The following is an 18,218-nucleotide window of genomic DNA, read 5'->3' as shown; positions in this document are numbered from 1 at the left end:
TAATGCCAAAGTGGGTTTATCAGTTTAATAGTTCAAACTGCGAAGGAACCGTTTCGCAAAAACCTCTTTTGGGTGGAAAAGGGGCAAATTTAGCTGAAATGGGAAAATTAGGTCTTCCCGTTCCTCCTGGATTTACAATCACAACCGAAGTTTGTAATGAGTTTTATAAAAATAATCAAAAATATCCAGATGATCTCAAAGTTCAAGTTGAAGACGCTATTACAAACATAGAAAAAATTTTAGGTAAAAATTTTGGCGATTTTAATAATCCTTTATTAGTATCCGTTAGATCAGGAGCAAGAGTTTCTATGCCTGGAATGATGGATACAGTCTTAAATTTAGGATTGAATGATAAAACAGTTTTAGGATTAATTAAAAAAACTAATAACGCAACTTTTGCTTATGATAGTTACAGACGCTTTATTCAAATGTATAGTAATGTTGTCCTTGATGTAGATCATCATAATTTTGAAGATTTGCTTGATAATTATAAACTTACTAAAGGTGTGTTGTCAGATACGGATCTTAAAGCTGAAGATTGGAGAACAATTGTAGGAAACTATAAAGATATTGTAAAAAAAAATACTAAAAAAGATTTTCCACAAGACTCTCATGAGCAATTGTGGGGGGCAATTAGCGCAGTATTTAAGTCTTGGCAAAATCAAAGAGCAAAAACATATAGAAGATTAAACAATATTCCTGAAGAATGGGGAACGGCAGTTAATATTCAATCTATGGTATTTGGCAATATGGGTAATGATTGTGCAACAGGAGTTGCGTTTACTAGAAACCCATCAACAGGAGAAAATAGTTTTTATGGTGAATACTTAATTAATGCTCAAGGAGAAGATGTTGTTGCAGGTATTCGAACTCCAAGAAATATTACAAAAAAAGCAAGACTTGAGTCGTCATCAGAAGATCTCTCATTGGAAGAGATAATGCCAGAGGCATTTAACGAGCTTACAAAAATTTATAAAAAATTAGAAAGCCACTACCGTGATATGCAAGATATTGAATTTACCATTGAGAATAAAAAACTTTGGATGTTACAAACAAGATCTGGAAAAAGAACTGCAAAAGCGTCAATAAAGATAGCAGTAGATATGGTTAGTGAAAAATTGATTACTAAAGATGAGGCTTTATTAAGAATTGACCCAAAAATTTTAGACACGCTTTTACATCCTACCTTAGATCCAAAAGCTAAAAAGAATGTAATAGCAAAAGGGCTGCCAGCTTCACCTGGTGCTGCAACTGGTAAAGTTACATTTAATGCTGATGATGCTGAGCAAATGAAAGCTAATAATCAGAATACTATTTTAGTCCGAGTTGAGACATCACCAGAAGATATACATGGAATGCATGCGGCCGTTGGAATTTTAACGTGCAGAGGCGGAATGACAAGTCACGCTGCTGTTGTTGCAAGAGGAATGGGTAGAGCCTGTGTTTCAGGGGCTGGAAATATAAAAATAGATTATGCAGCTAAACTTTTCAAAGTAGACAACACAGAGGTGAAAGAGGGCGATATCATAACAATTGATGGATCAACAGGTGAAGTTATGCTTGGTGAAGTTAAAACAATTAATCCAGATATCTCAGGTGATTTTTCTGAGATGATGAAGTGGGCAGATGAAGTTAGAACTTTAAAAATTAGGGCAAATGCCGAAACTCCTTTAGATTCTAGAACCGCTCGAGGTTTTGGCGCAGAGGGAATCGGACTTTGTAGAACTGAACATATGTTTTTTGATGAAGAAAGAATTTTGTATGTGAGACAAATGATTCTTTCAAAAACTAAAGAAGATCGCTTAAAGGCTTTAGATAAAATTTTACCATTCCAAAGAAAAGATTTTGAGGAAATTTTTACAATTATGAAAGGCCTTCCTGTTACCGTTAGATTATTAGATCCTCCATTACATGAATTTTTACCTAAAACAGAAAAAGAAATTGATATTGTAGCAAAATCTTTAAAAATTCATTCAAGCGAAATTAAAAATAGAATTAATTATTTACATGAAGAAAATCCTATGCTCGGGCACAGAGGTTGTCGTCTAGCAATTTCTTTTCCTGAAATTTATGAAATGCAATGTAGAGCAATATTTGAAGCTTTATTCGAGTTACAAAAACAAAAAGTTGAAGCAGTCATTCCTGAAATTATGATTCCGCTTGTTGCAACAGAAAGAGAAATAGAAATTTTAAGAACATTAGTTGATCGTATCGCACAAGAAGTTCAAAAGAAAAATAATTTTAAAGTAGATTATTTAGTAGGTACTATGATTGAACTTCCAAGAGCTGCTTTAAGTGCAAAGAATATTGCAAAACATGCAGACTTTTTTAGTTTCGGTACAAATGATTTAACGCAAACAACACTCGGTATATCAAGAGATGACTCTGGTAAATTTTTAGATGATTATGTTGAAAATAAGATATTTAAAATTGATCCATTTGTAAGTATTGATCAAGATGGAGTAGGCGAGCTTATAAAACTGGCATGTTCAAGGGGGCTTGAGTCAAAAAAAAATATAAAATTTGGAATTTGCGGAGAGCATGGTGGAGATCCAGACTCTATAGATTTTTGTCATAGAGCTGGATTAAATTACGTATCTTGTTCGCCTTATAGAGTGCCCATAGCTAGATTATCTGCCGCTCAAGCAAGCATAAGATCAAAAAAATAAAAATTTAAGCGAATTTATTCTAATTAACTTGCAGTAATAAATAGTTATAAACTAATTTATTGGTCGTAGATTTAAAAATATTGATTTATTTGAGTTATTTAACAATTTTTATTAAGAAACTAGTCTTTTTAGTGTCAAAATAACATTTACAAAAAACTACTTATTAAATAAATTCCGCCATCATTAACTTAATAGAAAGTAAAAAAATGAAAGCAATACTAGCAACTATCGTAGGTATGTTCTTATTCGTATCTTTTGCAAATGCTCAAGCTAAATCTTGCGCTGATTTAATTAAAGGTTACGATGCAGCAGTAAAAACTGCAAAATTAGATGCAGCAAATACAAAAAAAGCTGCTGATCTAAGAAAAGCAGCTGGTGATGCACTAGCAGCTAAAAAAGAAGCTGATTGTGTTAAATCAATCAATGCGGCTTCTGCTCTTTTAGCTCCTGCTAAGAAGAAGTAAGCATTTTTTTTAAAGTGCTAGCTTTTGGTTAGCACTTTAAATCTCCCTTCCCTTATAATCCTAAACTTAAAATTAAGAGTAATTTTTTTTTAAATGATCTTTGTGGTGAATAACAAAATATAAATATGAGAGTATGCAACAAATAGTAAATATAGATAAAGCCAGTTGATAGGCTATCAAGGTAGCATAACCAAAAGATTTAAATAAATCTATAAATATTCCAATAGCCCACTGGACAGAAAATGTTCCAAGGAATAAAATTAAATTATAACTTGATAGAGCTTTGCCAGCAATTGTATTTGAAAAAATCATACCGACTGCAGGCTGAGCAAGTGAAACAAATACGCTAGAAATTAAAAAAAGCGTAAAGTGAAAACCACTTACATTTTCTCCTGAATAAATAATAAATCCAAGAGCTAAAAAACTAAATGGGACTCCATAAATAATAATTTTATCTGTAGAAATACCTTTTTTATAGAAGTAAGGATTAATAAATCCCCAAATAAAAAATGTTACGAGCATAGATAGATTTAACCAAAATAAATTTAAGGCAGCTTGAGTTGCTGTAAATCCACTCACATTTGTCATCCAGGGTCCAGCCCATAGAGTTTGAATTGCTTGCAACCCTCCATAATTAAAAAAACCAAGCGGAACTAAACTTAAAAAATATGGATGCTTCCAAATAACTTTGTAACTTGAAAATCCTTCATCCTTTATTTGTGTATCAGTTTTGCCCCAAGAAGGAATTATTATAACTATAAGTATAATTGTAATAAAAATTAAACCAGAAAGTAGTAAAAAAATATTCCTCCAACCTATTTCTGGTAATAATAATTGTATAGGAACAGTTGATGCTAACATCCCTAATGCTCCTGCCATCAACATCCAAGCATTTGCTCTTTGCTGTTTATCAAACGGAAGCCATTTTCTATATCCTGTAAGAGGGGCCATTAAACATACAGAAACACCTACTCCAATTAAAATTCTAGAGACTAAAAGACTAAAAAAATTTTCAGAATTTGAAAAAGCAATTGTACTAAGAAATGCAATTATCAAGAAAAATAGAATAATTTTTTTTGGGCCGTATTTATCTAAAAAATATCCATTAGGAAGTTGCATAGCAGCAAATCCTAAAAAATACCCTCCAGCCAAAAGTCCAAGATCTGCAGCTTTTAGTCCAAGCTCTTGTGAAAAAACGGGTGACAAAGTTGCAGTACTTGCCCTTATCAATGTTGATATGAAGTAACCTAAAGCAAATACTAAAAATACAAAAATTGCCCTATTTTTTGTAAGTAAGGTTTTACTCAATCTAAATTCCTATAAATTATATCTATTACTATCATTAATTATCAATTTTTAATTTTTTAAAAAATTCTAAAGACTCAGGATTAGCTAGGGCTTCAAGATTGTCAATTTTATCTCCATTAATTATTTTTCTTACCGCAATTTCTACAATCTTATTAGATTTTGTTCTAGGAATATCAGGACAAACAATAATTTTAGATGGAATATGTCTAGGACTGCAGTTTGTTCTAATTTTTTTTTTTATTTTATCTTCTAGCTCTTTTGAAAATATACTTCCAGATACTAGTTTTATAAAAAGAATTATTCTTATATCATCTTGATAATTTTGACCAACAACAATCGACTCTAAAATTTCATCAAATGATTCTACTTGTCTATAAATCTCTGAAGTTCCAATTCGAACTCCGCCTGGTTTTAAAGTAGAATCGGATCTTCCATAAATAATGTAACCACCATTTTTAGTTTTTTGAATGTAATCTCCATGATGCCAAATATTTTTATATTTTTTAAAATAGGCTTTTAAAATTTTGTCTTCAGATTTATCATTCCAGAACATCACAGGCATAGATGGGAATGGTTTTTTAATTACTAGTTCACCATTCTCACCTACTTTTGTAGGTTTACCATTTTCATCAAATACATCAACATCGATGCCAAGACTGGGGCATTGAATTTCTCCAGCATAAATATTACTAAAAGGATTGCAAATATTGATTACGCCCACGACATCAGTTCCTCCAGAAATTGATCCTAAATGAACATCTTTTTTAATTCTCTCGTAAACATATACAAAACTTTCTTTTACAAGAGGACTTCCTGTTGAGGTAATTATTTTTAAATTTTCTAAATTATAATTCTTTGCATCGAATTTTTCTTTTTTTAAAAAATCAATATATTTAGCTGAAACTCCAAATAAAGAAAACTGATGTTGTTCACAGTATTTAATTAGACAATCAGTATTATTATAAAATGGAAAACCGTCGTAAAGATAAATACTAGATTTGCAGGCAAGACCCGCAACAAGCCAATTCCACATCATCCAACCAGTAGAAGTAAAATAAAAAAGTTTGTCGTTTTCTTTTATATCGCAATGAAGAATAAGTTCTTTCATTTGCTCCAATAATGCGTTTCCAGCACCATGAACTATACATTTTGGGTAGCCCGTAGTTCCGCTTGAATATAGAATATAAATTGGTTGAGAAAATGGAAACTCTTCAAATGTTTCATCTAATTCATTATTTTTAAAAATATTATCTAATGAATAATATTTATGCTCAATATGATCATTATCGTAATCGAATATAACCACATGTTTAATAGATGGAATTTTATCAATAATTTCAGGAATTTTATCAAGAAGAGATATTTTTTTGCCGTTATAGAAATAATAATTTGCACTAATCAAAACTTTTGGCTCTATTTGCAAAAATCTTTCAACAACACCTTGAATTCCAAAATCTGGTGAGCACGATGACCAAATTCCTCCAATTTTAGCCGTGCCTAAAAATGCAATAATTGGTTCTATAGTGTTTGGAACATAAGCAGCAATTCTATCATTTTTTTTTATACCAATTTTTTTTAAAAAAGCCGAAAATTTACAAGTTTTTTTATATAATTCCTCCCAAGTTATTTTTTTTTCAAATCCGTTTTCAGATCTAAAAAAAACAGAAATTTCATTATTTTTTTTTGTTAATAAGTTTTTTGAAAAGTTTAAAGTTGAATTAGGGAAAAATTGTGTTTTATGAAAAATTTTATGTCTATTTATAATTTGTTTTTTTTTTGTTCCTTGTAATTTAAAAAAATCCCAACATTCAGACCAAAAATCCTCATCGTATTTTACTGACCACTCCCACAATAAATTATAGTTCAATCCAAATGAAATATTATATTTTTTTTCTATTAACTTTTTAAATTTAAAAAGATTAGAGTTTTCAATTTTAGATTTATTAGGAGACCAAAGAAGTTCGCTCACAATATTTTATTAGAAATTTAAAGATATATCTTCATGACTTGCTATACATTTTGAAACATAAAGCGCATGTTTTCTTGGGATTCTTTCTTGTTTTCTTACACCAATCGTATCCATTATCTCTTTGTTATAAGTTTCAAACTTTACTAATAATTCTTTTGCAGACCTATCTCTAAGAGTTAATTCTTTTTGTAATAGTTTTTGTATATCTTGCGCTTTTCTTAAAATTTCTTTTTTGTTCCAATTTTCTTTCATATTCTCAGTTGTTTCGTAAATAATATCTTTAATTTCATCTCCACCTGAAGTTTTGTCCATTATTTCAAGTATTTCTAAAAAGGATCTTATAGATTTTTCTTTATTATCTTTTTGTATTAATTCTATTCCAATTTTAAGCTCTTCTTGAGCAAGTTTAATTTTCTCAACATCTTTAATTTCCTTAAAAATTTTAAAAAAGTTATCATATCCTTGGTCTACCGTCTTATAATAAATATCTAAAGAATTTTTATAATCTTTAGATAATTCTTTATATTTTTTATTTTTTTCTTCAAAATCTTTAGGTATTGTAGTTATGATTTTATCCCTTTCTAAATTAAATTTATCAATTTGTTTTCTTAAAATATTTTTCTTATTTTCATCTTTTAATCTTTCCAAATCTTTTTGAAGATCAATAATCTTTTTATTAATATCATTAGCTTGAATTCTAATTTTTTTAACCTCGTTATGAAGTTCCAAATAAGATTTACTATAATCATCAAGTATATTTTTTTTATTTTCAGCTATTTTTATTTGATCAATTGCAAGCAAAGATTTATTAAAATGATCATTCATTAATGATCTTTGATCTGATGAGAGTATATCTATCTTATATGTTTTGGCATCAGCTATGGCTTTCCTTATTTTGCCTTCATCATTTTTATATAAAGTATAAGTGTAATCTATCAAACACCTTTCCAATTTTGGATTAGTTGATGGCGGAGCTAGATCTGATGTTAAATAGGATCGAAATGGTATGTAGTTTGATAAACTCGGATACAAACCAACAATCAAAAGTCCACAAAGCTGAAGAAGTATAAATGGTGAAGCTCCCTTCCAAATACCTGTTGTTGTAATTGATTTTGGTGCAACGCTTCTTAAATAAAATAAAGCAAAACCAAATGGTGGTGTTAAAAAAGATGTTTGCATATTAATCCCAACCATTACACCAAGCCAAATTGCAGTTATATTTGCTGATGGATCGGCAAGAAGTATTGGTGCAACAATAGGAAGAACTACAACTATGATTTCTATATAATCTATAAAAAAACCTAAAATAAAAATGATTAACATTACTACAAAAAACTGCGTCCAAAATCCTCCAGGAAGATTTTTTAAGTAATCTCTTATTAAATCTTCACCACCAAGACCCCTAAATGCTGCTGTAAGTAGTGCTGCACCAATTAAAATAATAAAAACCATAGTGCTAGTAAGGGTAGTTTCAGTTGAAACTTCTTTAAGAACATTTTTAATTTTAAAAACTCTCCAAAAGCTCCAAGTAATAGAAAACAAAAGTGCAAATACTAGTACAGTTCCAATTAAAATCCAGAGCCAATCATTATCATTTTCAATATTTTTTATATTTAGACCTATCGTGTAATGCATAATTAAAATTATTATGCTTGAGCTAGTTGCAATTATGGTTGGAGTATATTTGTGTTTTTGGCCATTATATAATTTGTATCCAGCCATTATTATTGCGCCGACAGCACCCACGGCTCCAGCTTGATTAACTGTTGCAACACCATAAAGAATTGATCCAAGCACAAGCACAATCAATAAAATTGGAGGCAATAATGACGAAGTAACCTCAATTGCAAATCTTTTATCAAAACCAGTTTTACTGGGAACAGGAGGTGCTAATTTAGGATTTATAATTGCTCGTATAAAAACGTATCCAACATATAGAAGCACTAGAATTAGTCCTGGCAAAATTGCGCCTAAAAATAACTCTCCAGCACTTGTTGATGTAACATTATAAGCTCCTGGCATTGTACTTTCGCCTGTTAAGAATTTATAATTTTCTAATCTAATGTTTTGTGCAGCATCTGCGGCGTTTGAAATTTGATCTGCAACAATAATTAATACAATTGAAGGGGGGATGATTTGACCAAGAGTTCCTGATGCTGAAATAATTCCTGTCGCTAAGTTTTTATCATAATTATTTTTGAGCATAGCAGGAAGGGAAATTAATCCCATGGCAATAACTGTTGCCCCAACAATTCCTGTGGTAGCAGCGAGTAACCCACCAACGAGCACAACTGAGATTCCAAGTCCACCAGGGGCTCTTCCAAAAAGTTTACCCATTGTCATTAGTAGGTCCTCTGCAATTCTAGAACGTTGCAATATTAATCCCATAAAAATAAAAAGTGGGATTGCGATCAACGTATCTCTGTCATTATCCCAGTAAGTTCCTCTAAAATTTGTAATACCTGCATTAATCCACTCAATAGGACCACCGTATGCAAAATAAGCATTTGCGTTTCCTTCAAAAATAATTCCTGCAACACCGGCTAAAAATAATGAAATAATCGCAGCTCCAGGAAGTGCAAAACCCACTGGAAATCCTATTCCAAGGGAAGCCATCATAATCAAAATAAAAATAAATATAACTAAGACTTCCATTTATTTTTTTGATTTATAGATATTATTTGCATTTGAAAGAATATAGGCAGAAAATTGTATAATCATTGTGATTGCAAATATCGCTAAAAAGCCAGCCATCATGTATTTAACGTATAGTCCGGCAATTCCTTGTTGTGTTACCTCAAAATTTGTAAGTGGAGCATTGATTGTGCTTTGCTTACCTTGCATTCCGTAAAATAAAATTAGTCCACAAAGCGGAATTCCAAAAAATAAGGATCCAATAATATTTGCAATTGCTTTATTTTTTGGTTTGAATTTATTATATAAAATGTCTACACGAACATGACCTTCATTAACGAGAGTGTGTGCGCTAGAAAAAAGAAAAAGTGCACCATACCAATATCTGACTAAATCACCCATAAAAGTTTGTTCATATGAGTAAACAAATCTGGAGATAACGATTAAGATTTCAGCAATAACAACCAAAGTTGAAAGCCATATAAAGCCCAGTGTTTTAAAATAATAAGCGCAATAAAAACCAACAACAACCAAAGGCAAATGTATAAACAAAATTCTAGATCTTGGAGATGACAAAAATAACTGAATTTCTTTTCCAAATAAAAATTCAACAAATTTTTCACTTACTAAAAAAGAAATAATAAAGTCCGTAATACCTATAGTAAAGACGATCCAAAAAGCAGCTTTTGCAATATATAAAGATATTGAAGTCAACAAATTTGAGTCTTGTAATAATGTTCTTTTATTAAAATAAAAAATTACAATAAATGGAAGAATAAAAGAAAAACCGTAGATAATTAGATTAAAAATTTTACTATTAATATTAAAAAAATTTATAAAAATATTATTTATGAGAAATCCAAAAGTAACTAGAACAACTATGTAGGAGAGTAAACGAATAAAATTAGGTTGAGATATAAATTTTGTCATAAATTTTATTTACATACGGGGCATTTTTATGCCCCGTATGTAATAAAATTATATACCTAAAACTCTATTTCTTTGTTGCAAGTAGGCTTGTGTAGATATTTTATTCCATCCGCCAACTTCTCGTCGCGCTTTAAAAAAACTTTGAATGGTTCTTTTTGCAATATCACTACTTGCTTCATTTTCTTTATGAACCTCCTCTGCGGCTTTTCCAAAAGCATCATAAACACGATTATTAAATTGCATTAATTTAACACCATGATTTTTAATCAATCTATCCAGAGCCACACCATTATTTCTTTGAAACTCAGCAAACATTATTTCATTTTCAGCTGTTGCGCAGGTTTCAAGAATTAATTGGTCAGTTTTTGAAAGTTTTTCAAACCAAGATTTGTTAACACCAAGACTCAACATCGAACCTGGCTCATGCATACCTGGATAATAATAAAACTTTGCAGCCTCATAAAACTTTAAGAACTCATCATTCCATGGACCAACCCATTCAGTAGCATCAATTGCACCAGACATAAGTTGTTCGTAAATTTGTCCTCCAGGAACGTTAATTACTGAAACTCCAAGTTTTGTCATCACTTGTCCTCCAGCTCCAGGAATTCTCATTTTTAAACCTTTAAGATCATCTGGAGACTTTATTTCTTTTCTAAACCAGCCTCCCATTTGAACTCCAGTATTGCCACACATAAAAGGCTTTATTCCAAATTTAGCAGAAAGTTCGTCCCAAAGTTGCTGACCGCCTCCAAATCTTATCCATGCATTATATTCTTCGTATGTTAAGCCCATAGGAACTGAACAAAAATATCCATATGCTTTTTCTTTTCCAACCCAGTAATATTCTGCACCGTGATACAATTGCGCATCACCTTTTCCAACTACATCAAATACATCAAAGGCTCCAACTCTTTCACCGGCATTAAAAAAATTTATTTTAATTCGTCCATCAGTTAAAGATTCCAATCTTTTTGCAAATCTCTCAGCTCCTGTTCCAAGACCAGGTAGACCTTTTGGCCAAGTTGTCACCATAACAGCCTCAATTCTTGATTGAGCAATTGCTGGCGCCGCTAAAGAAGAGGCCGCCATTGCCAACCCCGTTGTAGCAACAGCTCCCTTGATAAACTTTCTTCTTGATGATGTTTTTATTTTTTTATTATTAGACATTTATCCCCTCATTATTTTATAATTTATACAGCATTATTTAATCACGAAAAAAAATAACTTACAATGTTTCCGCTTATGTAAGATATAACTTAGAAGTTATAATAGTTATTAGCACAATTATAGATTGTACTTATTTAAAATGAATTTTCAAAAAACCATTATTGTTACAGGCTCAACGAGCGGCATTGGACTTTCAATTATTGAAAAATTTTATGAAGAAAATTTTAATTGTGTAATTGTTGGAAAAGCAAAATCATTAGATATAAAAAAATTAAAAAATAAATTTGATACAGAGCGGACGCTAATTTTAAATTTAGATCTTACAAAAATTAATAATGTTAAAAAATTAATAATTTTAGCTACAAAGAAATTTAAAAAAATTGATGTACTTGTAAATTGTGCAGGCATGCAAGTTGTTGAATCATTAGAAAAATATAATGAAAGTATTTGGAAAAAATTATTAGATATTAATCTAAATGCAGCTTTTTATATGACAAAATATACTTTACCAGTAATGCGTAAAAATAATTGGGGAAGAATAATTAATATTGCATCAACTCATGGTTTAATAGCATCAATTAATAAATCTGCCTATACAGCTTCCAAACATGGAATAGTAGGACTTACAAAAGTAACAGCCTTAGAGACGGCTAAAGAAAAAATTACTTGCAATTCTATTTGTCCAGGTTTTGTATTAACTGAATTAATTCAAGATCAAATTGATGTTCTTGCAAAAAAATTTAAACTTTCTAATGCTAAAGCGCAAATTAAACTTTTAAAAGACAAACAACCCTCTCTAAGGTTTGTGCAAAAATCACATATTGCAGATTTAATTTATTTTTTATGCTCTAATAGCGCTTCAGAAATTACAGGCGCTAATATTCCAATTGATGGTGGTTGGACTGCTCAATAGCTATTCAAAGCCAAGTTCTTGATTTAATATTTTTGCACCAAGGGCCAATGCTTGCATTTTAGCATTTGCAATTTCTTGGGAAAAAGTAACCAAGCCACAATTTGTGCATCCTAAAATATTTTTTGGCTCTGCATATTTTGTAGCTTCTCTTAAAATATCAGCCACTTGTTCAGGTGTTTCAACTTTTTTTGATGCAACGTCAATTGCTCCTACTAAAATTTTTTTTCCTCTTAAGAGATCTATTAAATTCATTGGAACTCTTGAGTTTTGACATTCTAAACTCACCTGATCAATTTTACTTTTTTTAAGAAGAGGAAATACATTTTCATATTGTCTCCATTCTTCTCCAAGACTATTTTTCCAATTGATATTGGCCTCTATTCCATAACCATAGCAAATATGGACAATTGTTTTTGCTTTAAGATTACTTGCTGCTTTTTCCAATATATTAATGCCCCAATCTTTTACCTCATCAAAAAATACATTGAAGGCAGGTTCATCAAATTGAATATAATCAACCCCGGCATCTACAAGTTCTTTTGCTTCTTTATTTAAAACTTCTGCAAATTTTTCAGCAAGTTTTTCTCTGCTTTTGTAGTAATCATCATAAAGTGTATCCACCATAGTCATTGGACCTGGTAGCGTATATTTAATAGGTAAATTTGTGAGAGATCTTAGATATTTTGCATCTTCAACGAAAACTGATTTTTCTCTAAAAATATTATCTATAACTACCGGAACTTTTGCATCATATCGATCTCTAATTCGTACAGTTTTTTTATTTTTAAAATCCACACCACTCAAGTGTTCAATAAAAGTTGTAACAAAATGCTGTCTAGTTTGTTCACCATCACCAATTATAGATAATCCAGAATTTAATTGATTATTAACTGCTATTTTTATGGCTTCTTTTTTTCCTTTAACAAGCTCCTCTCCTTCGAGTAACCAAGGAGACCATAGGCTCTCAGGTTCTGCGAGCCAACTTGGTTTTGGAAGACTACCTGAAATTGTAGTCAATATTTTATGATTCATTAATAACTTAATAACTTAAAATGAGATTTAAAAAAATTTAAATTAAACAAAAGATAGTTTTTTTAAAAAAATTTATATAAACACTTAATAAATGACAGCAAGTTTAATTCAATTAGTTGCCTCTATAATATTTGCAATTGCTATTTTGCATACTTTTTCAGTAAAATTTTTTAAAAAATTAGCTCATAAATATCCAAGGCATGAAAATATTTTTCATATGCTGGGGGAGGTAGAAGTTGTATTCGGTTTTTGGGCAATAATTCTTATAACAATTTTTTTATTAATTTCAGGCAAAGCTGAAACCGTAAATTATTTAAATAATCAAAGCTACATAGAACCGCTATTTGTTTTTGTAATAATGATTATAGCCGCAAGCAAGCCTATTTTAGATTTTTCACTTACTTGTGTAAGGCAGATTTCAAAACTATTGCCAATTAATAAATCTTTAAGTCTTTTCTTTGTAACTATGACATTTGTGCCTTTGTTAGGTTCTTTTATTACGGAGCCTGCCGCAATGACTTTAGCCGCGCTAATATTAAAAGAACATTTTTATTCAAAAGATATTTCAAGTAAATTTAAATATGCAATAATTGGAACGTTATTTGTGAATGTAAGCATAGGTGGAGCAATGACACCTTTTGCAGCTCCTCCAATATTAATGGTTGCAGCTAAATGGAACTGGGATTTAGCATTTATGTTAACCAACTTTGGTTGGCGTACTGCTGCTGCTGTTCTTACAAATAGTTTAATTTTAACTTTTATTTTCAGAAAAGAATTAATTAGTTTAAAAGACTCAATTTTTAATGAAGATTCGGTACCTACATTAGTGTTAGTTGTTCATTTTATTTTATTATTGGGTGTCATAATTTTTAATCATGATTTAATAATTTTTTTAGGAATTTTTATAATTTTTTTGGGAGTTGCAAATTCCTATAATCAATTTCAAAATAAACTTATTATAAAAGAGTCCTTTTTAGTTTCTTTATTCTTAGCAGGTTTAGTTATTTTAGGTGGATTACAAAAGTGGTGGTTACAACCCTTTTTAACTTCCCTAAGTCCTAATCAAATTTATTATGCAGCAACTGCCTTAACCGCAATTACTGATAATGCAGCCTTGACCTATCTCGGCTCACTTGTTGATGGGCTGTCTAATGAATTTAAATATGCTTTAGCAGCAGGGGCAATAAGTGGAGGAGGACTGACTGTTATTGCAAATGCTCCAAATCCTGCTGGTTATTCCATTTTAAGTAAAAATTTTGAAAATAATGTTGTTAGCCCTCTATATTTATTCCTAGCAGCTTTGGCACCAACTGTGGTTGCAATAATTTTTTATAAACTTATATAAAAAATAAGAATATTTTTCTTAAACTAAGAAAAATTATTAATAGTCCAATAATAATTAACATCAATTTTATACTTATTTTCCTTGTAACTTTTGCTGTAAAAGGAGCAATTAAAAATCCACCTAATATCAAACCCGCAAGGGCTTCCCAGTCAGTAATTTTAATTAATAATAATAGGGCTATTGCTGATGTTAAATTAATGAAAAATTCAGAAGCATTCACTGTTCCAATGACTTTTCTTGGTTCCATTTTACTACTAAGTAAAGTCGTCGTGACTACGGGTCCCCAGCCACCTCCGCCCGCTGCATCTATGAACCCTCCCGTAGCAGCAAGTGGAATAATGCTGGAGTTCTTTTGTTTAAAATAAACTTTAATTTTTCTAAAAGCTTTTATTAGCAGGAATATCCCCATAAATAATAAGTAAAAACTCAAAATCATTGATAAGTATGGAATTTTAACTTTACTAATTATCAACGCTCCTATTAAAGCACCAAATATTCCAGGAACTAAAAGTTTTTTAAATAATTTATAATTAACATTACCTTCCTTCCAGTGACTTAATCCAGTTGATCCTGAAACGAAGATTTCTGCAATATGAATGTAAGCAACTGCTTTAACGGGTGAAATTCCATATCCCAATAAAAAAGCAGTTCCAGCAACACCATAAGCCATACCTAAACTACCATCAATTGCTGCAATAATTATTCCTACAAATAAACACCAAAAAAATAAATTACCATTGAAGGACGTTCGATCTATATCACGAAGATAAGATAATAATGCAATTGCTGAAATAAATAGCAGAGCAAATAAGATACGAAATTTTATGTTACTCATTAATTAAATGCATTTTTTTATTAAATGATGTTATTAGTAATTTATTATGTTTCAAGCGTTTGATAAATTTAGAAAACCAATATTAATATTAATTGCAGGTTCTATTCTACTTGCACTTGCATTTGGTATTAGACACTCCTTTGGAATTTTTTTAATTCCGATAAGCGAAAAAAATCAGTGGGGAAGAGAAGTATTTGCAATGGGTCTTGCTTTTCAAAATTTAATGTGGGGAATTTGGCAACCCTTTGCTGGTAGAATTTCAGATAAAATAGGAGCGGGCATAGTCGTATTAATCGGCAGCATTCTTTATTCTTTAGGTTTGTTCTTGATGGGATTTCTTTCAACTAAGACAGGATTTATAATTGCATCAGGAATTTTAGGAATTGGAATATCAGGAGTAACATTTCCAATCTTTGGAGCTATTAGTAGATCTGTAACGCTAGAGAAAAGAAGTATTTCAATTGGAATTGCAATGTCGAGTGCATCACTTGGACAATTTATAATGTTACCCGCGTCATTAGCATTATTGCAAAACTTTGGTCCAGCTTTAGCATTTGGTATTTTATCTGTACTTACACTTATAATGTTAGTTCTTGCAGTACCTATGTTTGAAAAACCAATTCAACAGACAACTGTTCAAGATTTATCATTAAAAGAAATATTAACGGAGGCCTTTAGCCATAAAGGTTTCTGGTTATTATGCTTTGGTTTCTTTGTATGTGGTTTTCATATTCTTTTTATTATGACACATGCTCCTGCATTCTTAATTGATAGAGGTCTATCACCTCAAATTGGAACGATTGTATTAGCTTTAATAGGATTATTTAATATTTTTGGAACTTATTATGCAGGTTTTTTAGGATCTAAAATTAGAAAACCTTTAATCTTAAGTTTTATTTATGCTTCTCGCGCAGTTATTATTTTAATCTTTATTTTATTTCCTGTCTCAAATTTAACAGCTTATGTATTTGCATCTTTAATGGGAATACTTTGGCTTTCAACAATTCCACCTACTCAAGGAACAATCACAACAGTTTTTGGTGTTAAAAATATGAGCATGCTTTATGGAATTGCTTTTCTATTTCATCAAATTGGAGCTTTTCTAGGAGGTTGGTTAGGGGGTAAAGTTTATGATGTGACAGGCTCTTACGACATTGTTTGGTATATTTCAATTGTACTTGGAGCATTTGGTGCAATTATCAATTATCCAATTGAAGAAAAAACAATCACAAGACTAGAAAGACAAACGGTATGAAAAAATCAGTAATTTTTTTATGGTTAGGTTTTGCTTTATTTCTTCTAGCGATTGCTTATTCTTATCAAACAAAAGGAATGGAGCTTTATTTTTTAATTTCTAAACTTTGTTCTTAATTATTTTTTATTATTTTCAACCCAAGACAAAAATATAAAGAATAGAATAGTTCCAATTATTCCAACAATAAAAAGTATTAAACCAGTAATTAAACTCATAAAATTTTATTTTTGTTTAGGTGTAAATGCCTCAATTATATCTAAATAATATTGTTTTAAATATTCCACAAACTCTTCTAAAAGACTAAAAAAATCAGCAAGTTCAGGATTTTTACTGAGTATATATTCTCTATTTTCAAAGCTGATCGTTATACCAATTGTAGAAATAATCAGAATTGTTAAAAAGATTTTAGTATAATTTATTTTACTTTTATTTTCATATTTAATCGGAACATAGTTTTTTCCAGATTTTTCTTTTATTGGTTTTTGATTTTTAGCTTTTTCTTTTTTTTCCTCCTCTTCTTTAATGTGAATTTCTTTTAAAACTTTAAATTCTTCTGAACTGGCTGGTTCTTGAAACCACTTTTGATCACAAACCCCACACTGAACTACTCGACCATTGATTCCAATTTCTTCAGCTTTAACTGCAAACTTATATTTTTTACAAGCGCACTCAACAATCATTTAAAAATAATACGGTTTAATATCAAAATATCTTTAGCATTGTTTACTATTAATAAATCATATTTTTTTTTCATTTCATTTTCTTTTTTTTGACTTTGATTATTTATTATTTTTTTTACATCATCTTTTTTGATAGCAATTTCTTTTATAATTTTTTTTACTGGTTCTTGAATAGGTTTAACCTTTAAAATATTATCAACAGCACTTAAAATATCTTTTACAGGAATTTCGTTTGCAATTTTTTTACTTGATTGTTGGGTAGGTTTAGCTTTTAAAATATCATCTACTGCATTTAAGATGTCATTTACTGAGTAATCTTGCTTCATAAATATACTGTAATTAAATCTCATTAATCTTCAAGAATCTTTTATTGAATTGTTATTATTTGAAGATAATTAGCTATAAGATTTGTGTTTGAAGATTATTTTTTACTATTTTTAGTATATTTAAGTTAAAATATTAGTCATGAAAAATTTAGTTAATATTAAGCCTAAGGATAATATTACTTTTGGAATATTATTTTTAATTTTCTTTCTTATTATAGGCTTATACCCGTTAAAATCAGGTGGAGTTATTAGAATTTGGTCTCTTATATTATCTTTAATATTTTTAATAATAACCATTATTAGACCAAATTTATTTACATTTTTAAATAGATTGTGGATCAAATTTGGAATGTTACTTGGAAAAATAATATCACCCATTGTAATGAGTTTAGTTTTTTTCTTTGTAGTAACTCTTATAGGAATACTTGTTAGAATATTAAAAAAAGATGTTATGGGTTTAAAAAGGGGCGCTCCTTCCTATTGGATTAATAGAGAAGATAAAATTCAAAGTATGAAGAAACAATTTTAATGATTGAATTTTTAAAAGAGTTTTGGGATTTTTTAAAAGTTAGAAAGAAGTACTGGCTTCTTCCAATTCTTATTGTTCTTGTTTTATTTGGAGCATTAATCGTGCTTAGTCAGGGTACAGCAGTCGCTCCATTTATTTATACTATATTTTAATTTTTAA

The 18,218-nt window shown here is 30.0% G+C and carries 16 protein-coding genes; 7 read left to right on the top strand and 9 right to left on the bottom strand.

All coding sequences use genetic code 11. From position 1 onward, the window contains the following. Positions 1–2 precede the first annotated feature (2 nt). Together ppdK and CR143_RS03990 are read left to right on the top strand one after the other, a co-directional pair. A complete protein-coding gene (gene ppdK / locus CR143_RS03995) occupies positions 3–2,669 on the top strand; it encodes a pyruvate, phosphate dikinase (RefSeq protein ID WP_099340545.1) in 2,667 nt (888 codons plus the stop codon). Between the two features lie 206 nt (positions 2,670–2,875). Next, entirely contained in the window at positions 2,876–3,133 is a 258-nt protein-coding gene (locus CR143_RS03990) for a hypothetical protein (protein WP_099340544.1), read from the top strand. A 72-nt stretch (positions 3,134–3,205) separates the two neighbouring features. Here CR143_RS03990 and CR143_RS03985 read toward each other — a convergent pair whose 3' ends face one another. From CR143_RS03985 to CR143_RS03965, 5 genes are read right to left on the bottom strand one after another with little or no spacing between them, the layout of a single operon-like run. Beyond that, on the bottom strand, positions 3,206–4,441 hold the full coding sequence (locus CR143_RS03985; RefSeq protein ID WP_099340543.1) for an MFS transporter: 1,236 nt from the start codon (positions 4,439–4,441) through the stop codon (positions 3,206–3,208). 34 nt (positions 4,442–4,475) lie between these two features. Then, a complete protein-coding gene (locus CR143_RS03980) occupies positions 4,476–6,410 on the bottom strand; it encodes an acetoacetate--CoA ligase (protein WP_239923093.1) in 1,935 nt (644 codons plus the stop codon). Between the two features lie 9 nt (positions 6,411–6,419). Then, a complete protein-coding gene (locus tag CR143_RS03975) occupies positions 6,420–9,065 on the bottom strand; it encodes a TRAP transporter large permease subunit (protein ID WP_099340541.1) in 2,646 nt (881 codons plus the stop codon). After that, the gene (locus tag CR143_RS03970) at positions 9,066–9,974 is read right to left on the bottom strand and encodes a TRAP transporter small permease subunit (protein WP_099340540.1); all 909 of its coding nucleotides are present in this window, start codon (positions 9,972–9,974) and stop codon (positions 9,066–9,068) included. Between the two features lie 48 nt (positions 9,975–10,022). Next, positions 10,023–11,144 carry a TRAP transporter substrate-binding protein gene (locus CR143_RS03965; protein WP_157780309.1) on the bottom strand — a complete coding sequence of 374 codons (1,122 nt, stop codon included), beginning with the start codon at positions 11,142–11,144 and terminating at the stop codon, positions 10,023–10,025. 139 nt (positions 11,145–11,283) lie between these two features. Here CR143_RS03965 and CR143_RS03960 point away from each other — a divergent pair, with 139 nt between their 5' ends. Further along, on the top strand, positions 11,284–12,057 hold the full coding sequence (locus CR143_RS03960; protein ID WP_099340539.1) for a 3-hydroxybutyrate dehydrogenase: 774 nt from the start codon (positions 11,284–11,286) through the stop codon (positions 12,055–12,057). On the opposite strand, the gene CR143_RS03955 is transcribed toward CR143_RS03960, so the two are convergent. Beyond that, positions 12,058–13,089, bottom strand: coding sequence for a methionine synthase (locus CR143_RS03955; RefSeq protein ID WP_099340538.1), 1,032 nt, complete (start codon positions 13,087–13,089; stop codon positions 12,058–12,060). A gap of 91 nt (positions 13,090–13,180) precedes the next feature. Between CR143_RS03955 and CR143_RS03950 the strand changes: the two genes are divergently transcribed. Next, a complete protein-coding gene (locus tag CR143_RS03950) occupies positions 13,181–14,434 on the top strand; it encodes a putative Na+/H+ antiporter (protein WP_099340537.1) in 1,254 nt (417 codons plus the stop codon). On the opposite strand, the gene CR143_RS03945 is transcribed toward CR143_RS03950, so the two are convergent. Next, on the bottom strand, positions 14,427–15,269 hold the full coding sequence (locus CR143_RS03945) for a sulfite exporter TauE/SafE family protein (protein WP_099340536.1): 843 nt from the start codon (positions 15,267–15,269) through the stop codon (positions 14,427–14,429). The two genes, CR143_RS03950 and CR143_RS03945, sit on opposite strands and share 8 nt — an antisense overlap. Before the next feature lie 46 nt (positions 15,270–15,315). Here CR143_RS03945 and CR143_RS03940 point away from each other — a divergent pair, with 46 nt between their 5' ends. Continuing rightward, positions 15,316–16,524, top strand: a complete 1,209-nt coding sequence (locus CR143_RS03940; RefSeq protein WP_099340535.1) for an MFS transporter — start codon at positions 15,316–15,318, stop codon at positions 16,522–16,524. Positions 16,525–16,745: 221 nt separating this feature from the next. On the opposite strand, the gene CR143_RS03935 is transcribed toward CR143_RS03940, so the two are convergent. Beyond that, a complete protein-coding gene (locus CR143_RS03935) occupies positions 16,746–17,204 on the bottom strand; it encodes an MJ0042-type zinc finger domain-containing protein (RefSeq protein WP_099340534.1) in 459 nt (152 codons plus the stop codon). Beyond that, positions 17,201–17,530, bottom strand: a complete 330-nt coding sequence (locus tag CR143_RS03930) for a hypothetical protein (protein ID WP_099340533.1) — start codon at positions 17,528–17,530, stop codon at positions 17,201–17,203. Before CR143_RS03930 ends, CR143_RS03935 begins: the two co-directional genes overlap by 4 nt. 139 nt (positions 17,531–17,669) lie before the next feature. Between CR143_RS03930 and CR143_RS03925 the strand changes: the two genes are divergently transcribed. Together CR143_RS03925 and CR143_RS06370 are read left to right on the top strand one after the other, a co-directional pair. Further along, positions 17,670–18,059 carry an SxtJ family membrane protein gene (locus CR143_RS03925; protein WP_099340532.1) on the top strand — a complete coding sequence of 130 codons (390 nt, stop codon included), beginning with the start codon at positions 17,670–17,672 and terminating at the stop codon, positions 18,057–18,059. Beyond that, on the top strand, positions 18,059–18,211 hold the full coding sequence (locus CR143_RS06370; protein WP_017969599.1) for a DUF5989 family protein: 153 nt from the start codon (positions 18,059–18,061) through the stop codon (positions 18,209–18,211). Before CR143_RS03925 ends, CR143_RS06370 begins: the two co-directional genes overlap by 1 nt. The last annotated feature ends 7 nt before the right edge of the window (positions 18,212–18,218 follow it).

The organism is Candidatus Fonsibacter ubiquis (assembly GCF_002688585.1).
Taxonomy (GTDB): Bacteria; Pseudomonadota; Alphaproteobacteria; order Pelagibacterales; family Pelagibacteraceae; genus Fontibacterium; species Fontibacterium commune.
This window is presented reverse-complemented; position numbering and strand designations above follow the sequence as displayed.

Excerpts from the sequence above, each read along its gene's own strand:
- CR143_RS03930 (WP_099340533.1), bottom strand. The coding sequence starts at position 17,530 with ATGAAGCAAGATTACTCAGTAAATGACATCTTAAATGCAGTAGATGAT.
- CR143_RS03940 (WP_099340535.1), top strand. The coding sequence starts at position 15,316 with ATGTTTCAAGCGTTTGATAAATTTAGAAAACCAATATTAATATTAATT.
- CR143_RS03960 (WP_099340539.1), top strand. The coding sequence starts at position 11,284 with ATGAATTTTCAAAAAACCATTATTGTTACAGGCTCAACGAGCGGCATT.
- CR143_RS03945 (WP_099340536.1), bottom strand. The coding sequence starts at position 15,269 with ATGAGTAACATAAAATTTCGTATCTTATTTGCTCTGCTATTTATTTCA.
- CR143_RS03975 (WP_099340541.1), bottom strand. The coding sequence starts at position 9,065 with ATGGAAGTCTTAGTTATATTTATTTTTATTTTGATTATGATGGCTTCC.
- CR143_RS03955 (WP_099340538.1), bottom strand. The coding sequence starts at position 13,089 with ATGAATCATAAAATATTGACTACAATTTCAGGTAGTCTTCCAAAACCA.
- CR143_RS03950 (WP_099340537.1), top strand. The coding sequence starts at position 13,181 with ATGACAGCAAGTTTAATTCAATTAGTTGCCTCTATAATATTTGCAATT.
- CR143_RS03965 (WP_157780309.1), bottom strand. The coding sequence starts at position 11,144 with ATGTCTAATAATAAAAAAATAAAAACATCATCAAGAAGAAAGTTTATC.
- CR143_RS03925 (WP_099340532.1), top strand. The coding sequence starts at position 17,670 with ATGAAAAATTTAGTTAATATTAAGCCTAAGGATAATATTACTTTTGGA.
- CR143_RS06370 (WP_017969599.1), top strand. The coding sequence starts at position 18,059 with ATGATTGAATTTTTAAAAGAGTTTTGGGATTTTTTAAAAGTTAGAAAG.
- CR143_RS03990 (WP_099340544.1), top strand. The coding sequence starts at position 2,876 with ATGAAAGCAATACTAGCAACTATCGTAGGTATGTTCTTATTCGTATCT.
- CR143_RS03935 (WP_099340534.1), bottom strand. The coding sequence starts at position 17,204 with ATGATTGTTGAGTGCGCTTGTAAAAAATATAAGTTTGCAGTTAAAGCT.
- CR143_RS03970 (WP_099340540.1), bottom strand. The coding sequence starts at position 9,974 with ATGACAAAATTTATATCTCAACCTAATTTTATTCGTTTACTCTCCTAC.
- ppdK (WP_099340545.1), top strand. The coding sequence starts at position 3 with ATGCCAAAGTGGGTTTATCAGTTTAATAGTTCAAACTGCGAAGGAACC.